This is a genomic window from Rhizobacter sp. SG703 (assembly GCF_012275445.1).
GTDB lineage: Bacteria > Pseudomonadota > Gammaproteobacteria > Burkholderiales > Burkholderiaceae_C > Rhizobacter.
Window position 1 is genome coordinate 215,726 of record NZ_JAAZQK010000007.1, and the last position, 15,917, is coordinate 231,642.

Annotated in this window: 15 protein-coding genes; 1 reads left to right on the top strand and 14 read right to left on the bottom strand. The window is 71.5% G+C overall.

Annotation, left to right across the window (positions count from 1 at the left end; translation table 11 throughout):
- Positions 1 to 161: 161 nt before the first annotated feature.
- Positions 162 to 848, bottom strand: a complete 687-nt coding sequence (locus FHT26_RS16560) for an AraC family transcriptional regulator (protein WP_168561221.1) — start codon at positions 846 to 848, stop codon at positions 162 to 164.
- Positions 849 to 989: 141 nt separating this feature from the next.
- On the opposite strand from FHT26_RS16560, the gene FHT26_RS16565 reads away from it, so the two are divergent.
- A complete protein-coding gene (locus tag FHT26_RS16565) occupies positions 990 to 1,646 on the top strand; it encodes a TetR/AcrR family transcriptional regulator (RefSeq protein ID WP_168561222.1) in 657 nt (218 codons plus the stop codon).
- Positions 1,647 to 1,662: 16 nt separating this feature from the next.
- Here the strand turns inward: FHT26_RS16565 and FHT26_RS30370 are convergent, their stop codons facing one another.
- The 13 genes from FHT26_RS30370 to FHT26_RS16630 form a co-directional block, all read right to left on the bottom strand.
- Positions 1,663 to 3,660, bottom strand: coding sequence for a pectate lyase-like domain-containing protein (locus FHT26_RS30370; RefSeq protein WP_210427442.1), 1,998 nt, complete (start codon positions 3,658 to 3,660; stop codon positions 1,663 to 1,665).
- A 196-nt stretch (positions 3,661 to 3,856) separates the two neighbouring features.
- The gene (locus tag FHT26_RS30375; RefSeq protein ID WP_168561223.1) at positions 3,857 to 4,963 is read right to left on the bottom strand and encodes a beta/gamma crystallin-related protein; all 1,107 of its coding nucleotides are present in this window, start codon (positions 4,961 to 4,963) and stop codon (positions 3,857 to 3,859) included.
- A 91-nt stretch (positions 4,964 to 5,054) separates the two neighbouring features.
- Positions 5,055 to 5,906 (bottom strand): transglutaminase domain-containing protein, encoded by an 852-nt coding sequence (locus FHT26_RS30505; protein WP_168561224.1) that lies wholly within the window; start codon positions 5,904 to 5,906, stop codon positions 5,055 to 5,057.
- Positions 5,903 to 6,799 carry a rhodanese-like domain-containing protein gene (locus tag FHT26_RS16585; RefSeq protein ID WP_168561225.1) on the bottom strand — a complete coding sequence of 299 codons (897 nt, stop codon included), beginning with the start codon at positions 6,797 to 6,799 and terminating at the stop codon, positions 5,903 to 5,905. Before FHT26_RS16585 ends, FHT26_RS30505 begins: the two co-directional genes overlap by 4 nt.
- A complete protein-coding gene (locus FHT26_RS16590; RefSeq protein WP_210427443.1) occupies positions 6,796 to 7,362 on the bottom strand; it encodes a type II secretion system protein in 567 nt (188 codons plus the stop codon). Before FHT26_RS16590 ends, FHT26_RS16585 begins: the two co-directional genes overlap by 4 nt.
- Complete coding sequence (locus tag FHT26_RS16595; protein WP_168561226.1) at positions 7,349 to 7,729, bottom strand: type II secretion system protein; 381 nt, start codon at positions 7,727 to 7,729, stop codon at positions 7,349 to 7,351. Before FHT26_RS16595 ends, FHT26_RS16590 begins: the two co-directional genes overlap by 14 nt.
- A complete protein-coding gene (locus FHT26_RS16600; protein ID WP_168561227.1) occupies positions 7,723 to 8,202 on the bottom strand; it encodes a prepilin-type N-terminal cleavage/methylation domain-containing protein in 480 nt (159 codons plus the stop codon). Before FHT26_RS16600 ends, FHT26_RS16595 begins: the two co-directional genes overlap by 7 nt.
- Positions 8,199 to 10,529 carry a secretin GspD/PilQ domain-containing protein gene (locus FHT26_RS16605; protein ID WP_168561228.1) on the bottom strand — a complete coding sequence of 777 codons (2,331 nt, stop codon included), beginning with the start codon at positions 10,527 to 10,529 and terminating at the stop codon, positions 8,199 to 8,201. The genes FHT26_RS16600 and FHT26_RS16605 overlap by 4 nt, the downstream gene beginning before the upstream one ends.
- Positions 10,526 to 11,095 carry a secretion system X translation initiation factor gene (locus tag FHT26_RS16610; RefSeq protein WP_168561229.1) on the bottom strand — a complete coding sequence of 190 codons (570 nt, stop codon included), beginning with the start codon at positions 11,093 to 11,095 and terminating at the stop codon, positions 10,526 to 10,528. The genes FHT26_RS16605 and FHT26_RS16610 overlap by 4 nt, the downstream gene beginning before the upstream one ends.
- Positions 11,092 to 11,688, bottom strand: coding sequence for a hypothetical protein (locus tag FHT26_RS16615; protein WP_168561230.1), 597 nt, complete (start codon positions 11,686 to 11,688; stop codon positions 11,092 to 11,094). The genes FHT26_RS16610 and FHT26_RS16615 overlap by 4 nt, the downstream gene beginning before the upstream one ends.
- Complete coding sequence (locus FHT26_RS16620; RefSeq protein WP_168561231.1) at positions 11,676 to 12,995, bottom strand: hypothetical protein; 1,320 nt, start codon at positions 12,993 to 12,995, stop codon at positions 11,676 to 11,678. The genes FHT26_RS16615 and FHT26_RS16620 overlap by 13 nt, the downstream gene beginning before the upstream one ends.
- On the bottom strand, positions 12,982 to 14,673 hold the full coding sequence (locus FHT26_RS16625; RefSeq protein ID WP_168561232.1) for a GspE/PulE family protein: 1,692 nt from the start codon (positions 14,671 to 14,673) through the stop codon (positions 12,982 to 12,984). Before FHT26_RS16625 ends, FHT26_RS16620 begins: the two co-directional genes overlap by 14 nt.
- Positions 14,670 to 15,911, bottom strand: coding sequence for a type II secretion system F family protein (locus tag FHT26_RS16630; protein WP_168561233.1), 1,242 nt, complete (start codon positions 15,909 to 15,911; stop codon positions 14,670 to 14,672). Before FHT26_RS16630 ends, FHT26_RS16625 begins: the two co-directional genes overlap by 4 nt.
- Positions 15,912 to 15,917: the final 6 nt, after the last annotated feature.

Genomic DNA, 15,917 nt, shown 5'->3' on the forward strand with positions numbered 1-15,917 from the left:
TCAAGGCGGTTGACATGCCCCGGTCGGGACATGTCGCACAGCGTAGGAGGCGACCGCTCGCGGACTCGTCGCGCGGCGACGTTGCTTCGTCGCGCAGCGATGTTGCAAATGTTCGCGTAAGAGGCCGAGCGTATTTCGAGCGTGCCCGACGACTCTCGGGCTCAGGCCGGCAGCGGCTCGCGGCGCAGCGCCGCGGTCAGCGCGGACGGCGACTGGTAGCCGCATTGCAGCGCGGCCTGGTAGACCGGCATGCCGGCATCGAGGCAGCGGCGGGCGGCCGCGAGCCGGCGCCGCCGCACCAGCGCCATCGGGCTGACACCGAGCTCGGCGCGGCAACGCAACGCGAACTGCGGCGCGCTCAGGTGGACCTGCGCGGCGAGGTCGGCCACCGCCACCGGCTCGTCGAGGCGCTCGTCGATCCAGCGGTCGAGCGCCTCCCAGTCGATGCTGCGGCGCAGCCGCGGCCCGCCGAGCGGCGTGCTCGCGGCCAGGCTTGCGACCAGCAGCTCGATGGTCGCCGCCTGCGACGCCGCGTCGTCGGTATGCCGGCGGCTCGCGAGGTAGCGCATCAGGTGCGCGGTCGACGCATGCAACGAACGCAGCTGCCCGGCCAACGGCGCCAGCGCCGCGCGGTGCGCCGCCTCGCCGGAGCGCAGCACCAGGCAGGCGGCGTCGGCGCGCATCGTGCAGCGGCGCGGCTCGCCGGGCGGAACCACCAGTACGCGGCCGGCCTGCACCGCATGGCGGCGGCCTTTCAGCACCAGCTCCAGGCGGCCCTGCATGCCGAACACGACCTGGAAATGCTCGCTGGCGGGCAGCGTGCCGTCGTCGGCGCACAGGCTCAGCATCGAGACCGACGTCGAAACCGACGCGGGGGGTGGGACGGGACTCATTGACAGCAGCGCGGCGCCGGTTGAATATCGAACCCGGGTTCATGTCATGAATCCGGATTCATAGCTTAGGCGACCCGACCCGGTTGATCAACCCGCATGGCGTACCAGCGCACCCCCTATGTCGAGAGCAAGCGTGCCGAGGCGCGCGACCGCTTCATCGAGGCCGGGCTGACGCTGCTGTCGCAGGGGGGCTGGCGCGACGTGCAGATGTCGGCGGTGGCCGCGCTGGCCGGCTTGTCGACGGGATCGCTGTACCTGCATTTCCCGTCGAAGACGCAGCTGCTGCTGGAGCTGTACCGCGTGCAGGCCGGCAACGAGCTGGCGATCACGACCGCCATCGCCGCGCAGCCGGGCAGCGCGCGCGAGCGGCTCGCGGCCGCCATCGGCAGCTTCGCGCAGCGCGCGCTGAACGGCGGGCGGCTGTCGTATGCGCTGGTGCTGGAGCCGACCGATGCCGAGGTCGAGCAGCTGCGGTTGCAGTTCCACGCCGAGTTCATCGCGCTGTTCCAGAAGCTGCTCGACGAAGGCCAGGCGAGCGGCGAACTGCGCGTGGCCGATCCCCGCGTCGCGGCGGCCTGCGTGTTCGGCAGCATCACCGAATCGCTGCTGCACCCGCTGGGGATGGCGGCGCAGGCGGCGCGCGCGCCGGGCGAGGCGCGGCGCGGGCGCAAGGTCGATGCGTCGGCGCTGATCGGGCCGCTGGTGGACTTCTGCTTCCACGGCGCGGCGCCACGAACGCGGCGCCGCGGTTGAACGCGACCGCCGCGCGCTACTGCGCCAGGTACGCGTTGTTCGCCCCGTCCTTCACCGTGTCGCCGCGGTTGTTGATCACGTGCGTGATCTCGCCCTTGCCGCCCAGCGAGACGGTCGCCATGCGGGTGAACTTCACGCCGGCGGCGGTCGGCGATTCGATCGCGCTGCCCAGCTTGACCTGCGGGTTGGTCTGGAAGAAGCAGTAGATGCCGAGGCCGGTCGCCTGGTGGCTGGTGACCTGGCTGCCGAGCTTGTACGACGCATAGCCGTTGGCGCCGCCGTTCATCCACGCGGCCTGGTTCGGCACGTCGTACGGAATCTCGCTCTGGTAGAAGAACAGCTTGCCGCCGTTGCCGTTCCACACCGTCTGGTACTCGTGGAAGTGCTCGACGAACAAGCCGTAGAGCGTCACGTCCGCACCGTTGACGACCAGGCCGTTGCGCGTCGTGTTGACGGTCCAGCCCACGCCGTCGCCATGGTCGGCGCGCCAGATCCAGAAGTGGTCGCCCAGCACCTGGCGGCTGTGGATCACCAGGCTGGTGTCGGCCTTGCCCGGCCCGGCCCCGCCGACGCGGAAGAACAGGTCGTGCAGCGAGCTCGGGTTGGCCGCGTGGTCGGCCGTGCCGTTCGCGGTGCCCACCTCCAGCAGCGACGGCGAGTTCGCGGTGCCGGCATCGAACAGCAGCCCGGCGATCTTCACGCCGTCGACGTCGGCCACCTGCATCGCGGTGACGCCGCCGTCCGGGATCAGCGTCGCGAGACCGAGGCCCAGCACCACGGTGTTGGCCTTCGTGACCTTCAGCGTTTCCTTCAGGTGATACACGCCCGGCGTGAACAGCAGGTGCTTGCCGCCGGCCAGCGCGGCGTTCAGCGTGGCGGTGCTGTCGGCCGGCTTCGCGACGTAGAAGTCGGCGATCGGGACGGTCTGGCTCGCCGGCGCGTTGTTGTTGAGCCAGCTGACGCCGTGGCTGTTGCTGCGCACCGCCGGCACGACGACGGCGTAGCGGCCGTCGCTGCCGACCGTCAGGAACGGCTTCTCGCGCACCGACGGCGTCTGCGCCACCGTGGTGTGCGGCGGGTTCGGCCAGGCGTCGCCGGCCGGCGCGTTGTCGCTGCCGACGAACACCATGTTCCACACGCCGCCGCTCCAGCTGCCGAACTGCGCGTTGCGCGACATCCATTGCTGCTGGCTGCCCGAGCCGGTGTTGCCGTCGATCTTGCTGTCGGCGATGAAGCCGCCGCTGGACCAGCCGCCGCCCGGGTCGAGCGTCATGCTGCCCTTGACGTGCATGCGGCGGAACGGCGCGGCCTGCGCGACCGCCCACAGCAGCGATTCGCCGTTCTGCGGTGCGACCGACAGGTTCTCGGCGCCGCGCCAGAAGTTCTGCGTCGCATTGCCGTTGAACCACGCGGCGTCGACCTGCGTGCGGCCGTTGATCGTCACGTCGTCCGGCGACGCGCCGAGGCCGAGCACCTGCGTGTAGAAGCCGACGTTGACGTTGACCTTGTAGGTGCCCGGCTTGAACGCGAGGGCATAGCGCTCGGTGCCGAACTGGTTGGTCTGCTGCGTCGCGAAGACCGCATCGACCTTGGCCTGCAGCGTGGCCTGCGGCGTCGACGGATCGAACACCAGCACGTTCGGGCCGAGGTCGGGCGTCGCGCCGGTGTCGGGGACCGGGCCCGGTGCCGGGGCGGGCGCCGGTGCGGGCGAAGGCGCTGGTGCCGGGGCCGGTGATGGAGCCGGTGCGGGGCTGGGTGCCGGGCTCGGCGCGGGCGCCGGTGCGGGCGAAGGACTCGGCGCAGGGGCAGGCGCAGGCGAAGGACTCGGCGCAGGTGCTGGGGCGGGGCTCGGCGCAGGCGCCGGAGAAGGCGCCGACGAACTCGGCGGGCTGCCGGCCGGCGCGTCGTCGTGGCCGCCACCGCAGGCGGCCACGGCCAGCGCGGAAGCGAACATCGCCGCAAGAAGCGCGGCACGCGACGCGGTGCGCGGGTGGGTGAAATCGTCGGGCTGCATGGCGCTCTCTTCCTGTTACACGGAACCGTTTCCGTTCCATGACGCAGAAAGCGTGCCTTTGTCACGACCCGCGCTGCCGCGGAAGATCTGACGATTCCTGCATCGTCACCCGCGGTGCGCGATGGATCGCATGCCGCAAGACGATGGGCGCGCGCACGGCGCGTCCATCGTGTAAGCAGCCATTACGTGCGAACGCTCACAGGCGCGGCTCGCCGTTGTCGTTGACGACCACGGTGCGGCCCGGCGGCGCGGTCATCTGCACGTGGTGCTCTACACCGCGGAACTGGTAGGCCACGTCCCAGTATTCCGGACGGCCTTGCGCCGGCACCGCGGCGCAGCGCTGCACGTCCTGCGTCGCGACGCTGCGGCCGTCGCGGCCGACGTTGGCGCCGATCACCGCACCGGCCACCGCGCCGCCGACGGTCGCGATGTCGCGGCCCGAGCCGCTGCCGACCTGGTGGCCGAGGATGCCGCCGACGATCCCGCCGATCACCGCGCCGCCGACGTTCGGGTCGCCGCGCTCGTTCTTCACGACCTGCTCGCGCTCGACCCAGCAGCGCTGCGTCGGCGCGGCATAGACCGCGTGCACCGCCGTCACCGGGGCTTCGAAGATGCGCTCCTGCGGGCGGCGGCGCCAGTCGTAGACCGGGGCCGGCGGCGGCGCGTAGCGGCCTTCGTCATAGCGGGCCGCGGGGTGCAGCGCGCGCACCGACGACAGCCGGTCGTTCAGGCCCATCGAGCGCAGGTCGGGGTAGCGCCCGGGGCGCAGGATCACGCAGCGGCCGCTGAAGTCGGCGTGTTCGCAGGCCTCCCAGCGCTCACCGAGCACGATGACCGACGACGCGCGGTCGTTGAAGCCGAAGCGGTCGAAGTTGACGACGTCGCGCTCGGTGCTGAACGCGCGGCCCTGGAAGCCCTCGCGTTCGAAGAAGGTGATCTGCCCGTCCATCGGCGGCGGCGCGTAGCGGCCTTCGTCATGGCGGCGGTCGCGATCGACCGGGCGGGCCGACGACAGCTTGTCGTTCATGCGCATCGCGCCGAGCGACGCATAGCTGCCGGGGCGCAGGATGAAGCACTGGCCGCCGTATTCGACGTGCTCGCAGACCTCCCACGGCTCGCCGCGCACCACGACCGACGAGACGCGGTCGTTGAAGCCAATGCGGGTGAAATCGTTCAACGGGTCGCGGGCGGCGAAGCTGCGCCCGCCGAAGTTGTCGTGCTCGTAGAAGGTGGCCTCGGCCGACGCGGCGCCGGCCCCGGCCAGCGCACACAGCGCGAGGAAGAACTTCAAGACAGCTTTCATGGAGATTTCATCCTTGGTGGTCGGCATGTGGTGTTCACAACGCGGCCGGCCCGACATCCGACGACCGCGGCGAGGCGCGACAAGCCGTGCTTTACATCCTGACACGCAAGCGGCCGTCCATCCGGAACCGGTGTGCGAGGCCCACCGGGTTGACGGCCTCGTCGCGGTACAGGCGAAAGGCCACGTACTGCTCCGACGGCGCGAGCCAGCGCTCCTTCTGCGCATCGAGCAGGCGCCAGCTGCCGTCCAGGTAGAGCTCGGCCCAGTTGTGATACTCCTCGGCGCGCGGCGCGGCACTGCCTTCGGTGACGTAGCCGCCCACCATGCGCGCCGGAATGCCGTTCGCGCGCGCCAGCGCCACCGCGAGGAAGGCGTATTCGGTGCAATCGCCGCGCCCCTGGCGCAAGGCCTGCAGCGCCCCCAGGTCGTCGGCGACGTAGCCGGCGTATTGCAGGCGGGTGCGCACCGATTCGTAGATCGCCTGTGCGGTCTCGATGGCCGTCGCGCGCTTCAGCGCGAGCGCGGCCTCGCGGATGCGCGCATCGTCGACCTCGATGTAGCGCTCGGACCGCAGCCACGGGCGCGGGTCGTCCAGCGCAGACGGCAGCGGCGCACGGCGCATCGCCACCTCGAAGCCGAGCGCCAGCACCTTGGTCCCCCAGGGCGCCACCGGCGGCAGCGCCAGCTTCAGCAGCGTGTGGCCGAGCGGGTCTCCCACCTGCTCGTGCGCCAGCGCGCAGGTCACGCGCAGCAGTTTCTGCGCCGGGCCGTCGGCCAGCGGCGCGTACAGCCACAGCACCTGGTCCTGCAGCACATCGCCACCCGGGTTGGTCAGCGTGATCGCGAAGCGCAGTTGCCGATCGAGCGCCGGCTCGGCAGCGAGGGCGCGCGCCGGCACCGCGGCGGCAAGCCACGCCAGCACCGCGCGGCGGGACGCGCTCACAGTCCGCACGCCGGCTGCTTCGGCCCGCGCGCCTGGGCGGTCCACACCTGCTGCTGCTGCTTCATCTGCTTCGCGTACGCGTCGGCACCGTCGGCGTACACCAGCAGCGGCAACGGGGCCAGCGCGTTGCGCAAGGCCAGCAGGTCGCCGACCGGCATCTCCGGCGGCGCCACCAGCACGACGGCCGCGACGGCACGGTCCCTCGTCGTCTTGCGCTGTGTCGCCAATGCCTTCCGGACGGTCGCCACGCCCGCATCGGCGATCACCTGCACCTGGGGCAACGCGGCCTGCAGGCGCGCCTGGTCCGGCACGGCCAGCACCAGGTTGGCGTCGAAGTGACTTTCCAGCCACAACTGCGGCGCACTGAGTCGCGGCACCTCGTCGGCCAGCGCGTTGCGCGACAGCACCGGCCGCCCGGCGGCCCGCCAGGCCGGCATGCCGCCCTGCAGCACGCGCACGTCGCGAAAGCCCTGCGTCTTCAGCCTCGCGCAGGCCACGTACAACTCGCGCTCGGCCCGTCCATCGCCCATCAGCACCAGCGTCTTTCCCTTCAGGAACGGCTTGCCGGACAGCTGGTCGGCACTCAGCTGCAGCGCGCCGTCGACGGTCGCCAGTTCGCGTTCGGGGCTGCTGCGCACGTCGAGCAGCAGGGGCTGCCCCTGCCCGGCCAGGCGAACCCACTGGTCGACGCCGAGGCGGCACGCCAGGTCGGGTTTCGGTTCAGCCGCGCCGCGCCATGCATCGCCCGGCCCGGTGAAATCGTCGCGGCGGCAGACACCGGTGGACGGCGCGACGTTCTTCAGCGCGTCGGGCAGCACCGAGCCCGGGCGCACCGTCTGCGGCAGCGCCGACCCGGCGGCCAGCAGCAACGCGATCGCGACCCAGCGCGTCATGGCGCACTCGCCCCGGGGAAGGGCGCCGATGCCGCAGGGGCCGCGCTGGCCGCGTCGGCCGGTGCGCCGGCAGCACCGTCTGCGCGCAGCAACAGATCCGCCGGGTAGGTGAAGACCCAGTCGCTGTACTTCTGCTTGCCGCGAAATGCCATGTCGTCCGCGTCGAAGTGGTCCTGCTTGATCGGTTGCCGCTGCGACAGCGAGTACACGCCGACGATGCGCCCGCCCACGCGCATCAGTCCCCACTCGGGCCGGCCCGTCATCGGGTCCACGAACACCTTGCGCAGGTAGCGGCGCAGGCCCGGGCTGCGCTTGTCGCGCAGCAGGTCGTCCAGCTCGGCGGGGTACTCGCGCCGCCCGCCCGCGAGCTGCGTCTCGTGGTAGCGGCCGATGGCGCGCCGGAACTGCTGGCCGATGCCCAGCAGCTCGCGCTCCTTGTCGCGCTGCACCGCGGTGCTGTAGACCTCGGCAGCCGCGGTCAGCCCGATGCCGAGGAACGCCACCACCAGCAGCACCCACAGGTAGGCGAAGCCATCGAGTCGGCGGGCCCTAGAGCGTCTCATACGGCCTGCCATCGTGCGCCGCACCGGCGGCACCGCTCTTCACGTCGGCGATGCCGGTCTGTTCGCTGTCCTTGGGCGGCACCAGGATCCAGCTGCGATCCGAATCGGTCACCGGGTCGGTCGGCACCGCACGCAGGTATTTCTGGTCGACCAGGTCCTGCAGCGTCTCGGGGTAGCGGCCTTTGTCGGCGTAGTACTTGTCGAGCGTGGTGCGCAGCACCTGCAGGTTCTCCTTCAGCACCACGTCCTTCGACTTGTCGAGCGAGCCGAAGTAGCGTGGCAGCGCGATCGCCAGCAGCAGCGCGACGATCGCCATCACGACCAGCATCTCGATCAGCGTGAAGCCGCGGCGCACGGGGGTCACCATTGCTCGTACGGCACGCCGTTCAGGCCCTGCCGCGTCGATCTGGAATGCACGTCGAACACGTCCTCGCCCTCGGCCGGATCGTCCGGCGGCGAGGCATAGCTGCGCAGCGCCCAGGTCTCGGCCGGCTTCAGCGAGGCGTCGGCCGCCATCGGGTCGCGCGGCAGCGTGCGCAGGAAGTAGATGTTCTGCTTCGTCGGGCTGCGCTGGTCGGGCACGCCGTCGACCAGGTCGTCCAGCGTCTTCGGATAGCCGCTTTCGCCCAGCTTCTGCACCAGCCGGCCCTGGTCGGACGCGCGCTTGTAGGCATCCAGCGCCTCGCGGATCTGCAGCAGCGCGCTGCGCAGCTCGCGCTCCTTGTCGCGCTGCACCGCGACCTGCGCCATCGGCACGGCCACCATCACCAGCACGCCCATGATGGCCAGCGTCATCATCAGCTCGACGAAGGTGAAGCCGGCGGCGCGCCTGCGGGTCACGGCAGCACCTTCACCAGTTGCTCCGGGGGAAGCGCCAGCGGCATGGCCGGGGCCGGTTCGGGCGTGGCCGACAGCAGCTGCAGCTTGCCGCTGCCGGCCTTCAGCGCCTTGAAGGACACCAGCAGCACGTTGCCCGAGCCGTTGACGCCGGCATCGCTGCCGGACGGGTTCTGGCGAACCATCGACACGAAGAGCTTGCCCTGCGCGGGATCGGAGCGCTGGTTGAACAGCGTCGCGCCGCCGGCCTGCTTGAAGAAATCGCCCTCCTGCGCCTGCACCAGCTGCAACAGCTGCGGGTCGAAGCCGAGCAGCAGCGGCAGCCCGCGCAGCGGCCCCTGGCTCGACAGCCGCAGCACCGCGGTGAACTGCTCGCCGACCTTGACCTGCGCCGGCAGCTGCCAGCTCAGCGAGACGGCGCCGGGCACGGTGGCGGCCGGGGGCGGCGCGGCAGCCACGGCGGCCACCGCCGGCGCCACGCCCGGCGGCGCTGGTGTCGCCCCCGCGGCCGGCACCGGCTGGCCCACCCGCGGCACCGCCGCCGCGGCCGCCTTCTCGGGCTCCACCGCCTCGAGCCGCAACGACGGCGCGCCGATGCTGCTCTCGGTCCCCGAATCGAACTCGGCGGAGACCAGGTCGGGCCGGCGGATCGAGCGCACGATGTGCGGCGTGATCGACAGCAGCACCTCGCTGCGCTGCTTGTCGTCCTTCTGGCTGCCGAACAGCCGCCCCAGCACCGGCAACTCGCCGAGCGCCGGCACCTTGTTGGCGGTGGACCGATCCTCGTCGTTGATCAGTCCGGCCAGGATCTGGGTCTCGCCGTCCTTCAGCCGCAGCACGGTGTTGGCACCGCGCGTGCCGATCTGGTACGACAGCGATCCCGACTTGCTCAGCACCTCGCGCACCAGGCTCGAGACCTCGAGGTTCACCTTGATCGCCACCTCCTCGTCGAGGTAGATGGTGGGCTCGACCTCCAGCTTCAGGCCGACGTCGACGTAGTTCACCGACTCCGACACGAAGCCGGTCGAGGTGGAGGTGGTGGTGATCACCGGCACGCGATCGCCGATCAGGATCTTCGCCTTCTCCTTGTTGCGCACGCGGATGCGCGGGTTGGCGAGGATGTTCCCGTCGGTGTCCTCCTTGCGCGCGTTGATCAGCATGCTGCCGACCGAGGCCTGGATGGTGTTGCGGTTGATGTTGCGCAACTCGTTGAGCGTCCACGGCTCGGTGGCCATGTTCAGCGGCGACAGCGTCAGCTGGCTCGGCCACTGCACGCCGAGCTCGAGCAGCCGGGTGCGCTTGACCTCGAGCACCTCGACGTCGAGCATCACCTCCGGGTCGCTCAGGTCCTGCAGCGCCACGATGCGCTCGGCCATGCGGATCGCCTCGGGCGTGTCGCGCATCATGATGATGCCCAGCCGCTCGTCGATCACCAGGTCCTTGGTCTTCACCAGCGTCTTGATCGCGCCCGACACCGCCTTCACGTCGGCATTGGTCAGGTAGAAGCTGCGCACCGCGAGCGTCTGGTAGTCCTTCAGCTTCTGCGGCGTGCTCGGGTAGATCAGCAGCGCGTTGTCGCTCAGCACCTTCTGCTCCAGCTGGTTGGTCACCAGCAGCAGGCGCACCGCGTCCTCGATCGAGGTGTTCTTCACCAGGATGCTGGCCTTCAGGTCGGGACGGAGGTCCTTGTCGAACAGGAAGTTCAGGCCCGACACCTTGGCGATCACGTCGAACACCGACTTCAGCGGCGCGTCGCGGAACTCCAGCGTGATCGGCTTGCGGTAGGCCGCGGCGAGGCGCGTCTCGGGCTTGACCAGCCTGCCGCGCGCCTCGTCGACGCGCGCCTTCAGGTTCAGCGCATCCTTCTGGTTGGGGTTCTCGGCCAGCACCGGCCGGATCTTCTCGAGCGCGAGGTCCAGGTCGGCCGCCGCGCCCTTCTTCAGCAGCACCTCGCCTTCGGCGACGGCCTGGCGGTGGCGGCGTTCGGTCAGCAGCGCGTCCAGGCCCTGGCGCGCCATCGCGTTGTCGGGCTCGATGGCCTGCACCTGGCGGTAGGCTTTCTCGGCATCGGTGAGCCGACCCTCGCGGCGCGCCGCCTCGCCGGCCAGCACCTGGCGGTTGACAAGCGACGCGCGCTGCGTCGCGAGGCCGATGCGGTATTCGGCGTTGGCAGGTTCCAGCCGCACCGCCTCCTGCAACTTGGCCAGGCCCTCGGTCGTCTTGCCGGCGGCCAGCAACGCGTTGCCGTCGCGGTAGGCCTGCGGCGCCGCGCAGCCGCTCAGCAGCAGCACCAGCACCAGCAACGCCGCCCGTGGATCAAACCATCTCATCTCGTGTCTCTCGGTTCGCTTCCCCCGACGTCCAGGGTCTGCTTCTGGTTCAGCGGCGTGTAGACCAGCGTCAGCGTACCGCCCTGCAGGCTTTCCACCTTGTAGTTCTGGGCCACGGTGTCGCCGACGCGCACGACCAGGTTCTGGTCGTTGTATTGCAGGAACACCGCGAGTTCGCCGGCGTCGTCGTAGCGGCCGAGCACGCGGAACGGCAGCGGCGGCGCCTGCGGCGGCGGTGGCGGAGGCGGTGGTGTCACGGCCACCGGCGCGGCGACGACGGGTGCCGGTGGCGGCGTCCAGCGCGTCGCGCCGAAGATCGTGTCGGTCTCGCCCGGTGCCCCGGCGCCTTCACGGGGACGGATGCGCAGCACCTCGGCGTTGCGCGACGCGGCGGCCCGCACCGGCGCAGGCGAAGACGCCGCGGCAGCCGGCGCGCGCGCTGCGGCCGTGCGCGTGCGCTCGGCCAGCTCGACCCCACCGCTGGCCGGCGCCGGCGCGAACCAGGCGGCCAGCAGCGTCGATCCCAGGCCCAGGCCGAGCAGGCTGCGCGTGAGAACGGGCTTCATCGCACCGGCTCCGGCAGGCGCGTCAGCAGCACCCATTGCAAGCGCACCTCGACGTCGGTCGACTCGATGCGTGCGCGCTTGAACTGCACGCTCTCCAGCGCCAGCGTCTTGTGCGACTGCAAGGCCGATTGCATCAGCTTCAGCACCGTCGGCGCATCGCCCTTCACCGGCAAGCTCATGCGGTAGCGCATGAAACCGCCCTGCAGGTCGGGTTGCGCGCGGTAGTCGCCGCGCGCCAGCACGAGGCGCAGGTCCTCGGCCTCGTTCAGCAGGTCCTGCACGACCGTCGGGATGTCGTCGTGCGGCAGCAGGTAGTCGTCGAACGCCTTCAGGCGCGCGCGACCGTCGCGCTCGCCGGGGACGACCGGCGCCGCCGCCGGTTCAGCGGCGCGTCGGGCCAGGCGTTCGGCCAGCTGGGCCTGCGCCTGTTGCGCGGCAACGCTCTGCTGCCGGCCGACGACCGCCGCGGCGATGCCGAGAACGGCCGCCAGCACCGGCACGATGCCCAGGCGCCCACCGTGCCGCATGAAGGCACGCACGATGCGGCGCAGCTCCCAGGCCAGCATCGCACCGACGAGGCTCAGTCGTTCCATGCGGCCTCCAGCGTGAAGCGATAAGGCCGCTCGGGCGTCGTGTCGTCGATCTCGTGGCGCGTGAGGTAGGCGCCGGTGAACGGTTTGCGCGACGACACGAAGGCGACGTAGCGCGCCATCTCGGCGCCGGTGCGGGCTTCGCCGGTGATCTTGATGCCGGCACCCGCACCTGCATTCGCACCGGGCGCCGCACCGAGCACGTCGACACCGAGCACCGCAACGCGGATGTCGCGCGGCGGCTGCAGCGCCTGCAGCAGCGCCGACACCGGCAGGTTCATCTCGCGGATCGCGGCATTCACCGCCGGCACCCGCGCCTGTTCGTCCCGGCTGAGCGCGGCCGGCACCGCCGGCACGCTGCGCACTTGTGCCGCATCCAGTTGCTGCTGCAAGCCGTTGACGCGCTGCACCGCCTGCCAAGCCTGCAGCGACAGGCCGCCGGCCACCAGCAGCATCGCGGCCGCCACGGCCCAGCGCAGCCGCGTGACCGGTGCCTCGGGCGGCACGGCGTCGATGGCCAGGCGCTGCGTCGCGGCCAGCCCCGCCAGCTGGAGCGCGCGCGACATGGCGCGCGCCTGCAGAGGCAGGTCGACGGGGTTCAGCCCGGCCACCGCCTGGGCGGGCGATTCGGGTGCCGGCGCCAGGTCCAGCACCGCGAGTTCGGTGACCGCGGCCAGGCGCGGATCGCGCAGGCGCACGCGCTGCCACAGGCCTTCCAACTCCGCCACGCCGCCTTCGCGCAACGTGACGTCCGCCAACCGCCACGCGCCTTGTGCCAGCACCACCTGGCCCTGGTCGAGCACCGCCAGCGCCGCGCGGCCGCGCGGCGCCACCGTCCACGCGGTCACGCTGGTCGGCAGCACCGACGCGAGGCGCGCCCGGCTGCGCCCGGCCAGCGCGCGCAGCGCATCGAGCAGCAGCGCCGGATAGGCCACCGCGAGCCGCGGCTGCGCAAAGGCTGCATCGTCGAGCCGCAGCGTGTCGGGGGCCTGCACCTCGTGCCCGGCCTGCAGCAACTGGCCGCGCGCGAACGCCTCGGCCCGGCCGGCATCCTGCAGCGCCGCGCTCCACGGCACCGACGCGACCGCCAGCCACTTGTCGGCGACCACGGCACGCAACCGGGCCGCACCGGTCTCCACCTGCACGCGCTCCAGCGCGGCACACACGCCCGCCAGCGTCGCGTCGGCCCCCACCGGGGCGATCGACAGCGCCGACGCGCTGTCGGGCACCCACTGCCCGCGCGCCATCACGCCCCATTCGACGCGCAGCGCGCCGATCGCGACCACCAACGTGGCATCAGCCGGCGACACGGGCCACCTCCTCGAGCGTGGTCTCGCCGCGCGCCACCCATTGCCACGCCGCCTGCTGCAAGGGCTGCAGCCCGGCCTGCGCGGCGCGCTCCTTCAGCGCCGAGATGGGCGCCTTGCCGGCGATCAGCTCGCGCAGCCCGTCGTCCAGCAGCAGCACTTCGGCGACCGCCTTGCGGCCCTTGTAGCCGGCTCCGCGGCAGTGACCGCAGCCCTGTCCCGCCTTGAAGCGCCAGCCCTGCACCTGCCCGGCCGTCAGGCCGGCGGCCTCGATCTCGTGCAGCGCCGGCTGCACCTCGACCGCGCAGTGCGGGCAGTTGATGCGCAGCAGCCGCTGCGCGACGATGCCGTTCAGCGCCGCCGCGAAACTGTAGGCGTCGACGCCCATGTGCAGGAAGCGGCCCAGCACGTCGAACACGTTGTTCGCATGCACCGTCGTGAAGACCAGGTGGCCGGTCAGCGCGGCCTGCACCGCGATCTGCGCGGTCTCGCCGTCGCGGATCTCGCCGACCATGATCTTGTCCGGATCGTGGCGCAGGATCGACCGCAGCCCGCGCGCAAACGTCAGGCCCTTCTTCTCGTTGACGGGGATCTGCAGCACCCGCGGCAACCGGTACTCCACCGGGTCCTCGATGGTGACGATCTTGTCGCGGCCGGTGTGGATCTCGGTGATCGCGGCATACAGCGTGGTGGTCTTGCCGGAGCCGGTCGGCCCGGTCACCAGCAGCATGCCGTGCGGGCGCGCCGCCAGGCGGCGGATGCCGGCCATCGTCAGCGCATCCAGGCCCAGGTGGTCCAGGCGCAGCGACTTGGCCTGCTCGGTCAGCGACTGCCGGTCGAGCAGGCGCAGCACCGCGTCCTCGCCGAAGATGTTGGGCATCACCGAGACGCGGAAGTCGATCTCCCGGTCGTTCACGCGCACCTTGAAGCGCCCGTCCTGCGGGATGCGGCGTTCGGCGATGTCGAGCTCGGCCATCACCTTGATGCGCGAGATCACCTGCTCGGCCATCTCCTGGCCTTGCACCTGGGTCAGCGGCACCAGCACGCCGTCGATGCGGCACAGCACGTGCAGGCAGCCGGCATCGCATTCGAGGTGGATGTCGCTCGCCTGCAGCTTCAGCGCGTCGTAGAGCGTCGAGTTGACCAGCTTGACCACCGGGCTCGCGTCGTCGCCGATGCTGGCCAGCGTGATCACCGCGGCCACTTCTTCGTCGCCGGCGGCACCGGCACCGCCGTGGAAGCCGTCCATCGCGCGCAGCTGGCGCTCCTGCTGGGCGAGGCACGCCTGCAGGTCGTCGGGGTGGGCGATCGCGACGCGCGGCGCGGCACCGGCCAGCCCGTGGCGGCGCAGCGCCCAGTCCTCGGCGGCACCGTCGAACGGGTCGCTCAGCACCAGGTGCGGCACGCGCGCTTCATCGGTGGCCAGCAGCACGCCGCGCTGCAGGCAATCGGCGTACGGGATGCGCTCGAATTGCGGGCGCATCGCGTGCAGCTCGCGCATGCCGAGCACCGGGTAGCCGAAGCGTTCGCCGAGCGCGGCCATCAGCAGCTCGGGCGGCCAGCCGGCCAGCTGCTGCAGCGCCTGCACCAGCGAGCGCTCCTCGCGCGCGGCCAGCGCGCGCGCCGCATCGATCAGTGCCGGCGTCACCTCGGGCACCAGCGGCGGCTGCGGGCCGGTCATTGCAGGCTCCCCGCTAGTTCGAAGATCGGCATGTACATCAGCACGACGACGGTGCCGATCACGATGCCGATCACGCTCATCAGGATCGGCTCGAGCAGCCGCGAGGCCCAGTCGACCCAGCGCGCGAAATCCTCGTCCTGGAAGCGCGCGGTGCGCTCCAGCATCTCGGCCAGCTGGCCGGAGCGCTCGCCGACCTTGATCAGCGATTCGGCCACCGGGCTCGCCAGGCCCGCCGCCAGCAGCGCCACCGACAGGCTCTGGCCCTGCTCGACCGCCTGGCGCGCCTGCGCCAGCCGCGCCTGCTGGCGCGCACCGAGCAGGCCGTCGACCATGCCCATCGCACGCGACAGCGAGATGCCCGATGCCAGCAGCAGCCCCACCGCGCGGTAGAAGCGCGCCAATCGGAATTCTTCGGCCTTGCCGGCGAACCACGGCAACCGCAACACCTGCTCCAGCAGCCAGGCCCGCCCACGCGCGCGGCTGACGCCCCAGCCGAACACCGCCCCCGCCACCATGAAGCCCGCCAGCGCGAGCTGCCAGTGCGCGTGGATCACCTGCCCGAAGCCGAGCAGCACGCCCGACATCCACGGCAGCGGCCGGCCCGACGACTCGTACACCGCGCTGAACCTGGGCACCACGTAGCCGAGCAGGAACAGCGTGACGAAGCCGCCCACCACCAGCAGCATCACCGGGTAGATGGCGGCCGAAATGAGTTTCTTGCGGATGGTGTCGAACTGCAGCTGGTAGGCGATGAAGCGCGACAGCGCGCGCGGCAGGTCGCCGGTGCGCTCGGCCGCCCGCACCGTCGCCACGTACACCTCGGGAAAGTGGCGCGGCGTGCGCGCCAGCACGTCGGAGAAGTTCTTGCCTTCGCTCAGGCCCAGCAGCATCTCGGCCAGCACCGCCCGCACCGGCGGCTGGCGCTCCTTGGCGTGCAGCGTCTGCAGCGCCTCGTTCAGGTTCAGGCCGGCGTCGAGCAGGGCCAGCAATTCCTGGCTGAACAGCAGCAGCGGGAAATGCGCACCGGCGGCCGAGGCCGAGGCGGCCGCGACATCGAGCCCGGTCTCGATCGCCAGCACCCGCAGTCCGCGCGCGACGACGCGGCGCACCGCCTCGTGCTCGGAGACGTCGGCGTACTCCAGCGTCTGCGCGCGGCCGTCGGCGCCCTGCACGCGCAGGCGCAGGCGCGTGACGGGCGCCGCCGCTCCCACGGGGCTGGGACGATCCGGGACTTGCATGGCGGA